This is a genomic window from Bittarella massiliensis (ex Durand et al. 2017) (genome assembly GCF_017566145.1).
Taxonomy (GTDB): domain Bacteria; phylum Bacillota; class Clostridia; order Oscillospirales; family Ruminococcaceae; genus Bittarella; species Bittarella massiliensis_A.
Genome location: NZ_JABFCL010000153.1, coordinates 1 through 227, shown reverse-complemented (window position 1 = coordinate 227; position 227 = coordinate 1). Strand labels below are relative to the sequence as shown.

Here is a 227-nt window from a genome sequence, read left to right as displayed (position 1 = left end):
ACTATATCGTAAAGAAAGCAGAAGAACTTCGGATGCCGGTGTCCATCAATATCAGTTTCGGAAATACATACGGATCTCATAATGGCACCTCCCTGCCGGAACGGTTTCTGGACGCGGCGGCAGAGACGGGTCGAACACTCATCAGCGTAGGAACGGGAAACGAGGGAGCTGAGGCTGGTCATGCGTCGGGGTTTCTAAGAGAGGGAGAGGAGCGGAACATTCCTTTG

1 pseudogene is annotated in these 227 nt (G+C 52.9%); it reads left to right on the top strand.

Annotation, left to right across the window (positions count from 1 at the left end):
* Nucleotides 1-32 precede the first annotated feature (32 nt).
* Nucleotides 33-227, top strand: a pseudogene (locus tag HJY11_RS13835) (S8 family peptidase); the annotation flags it as partial.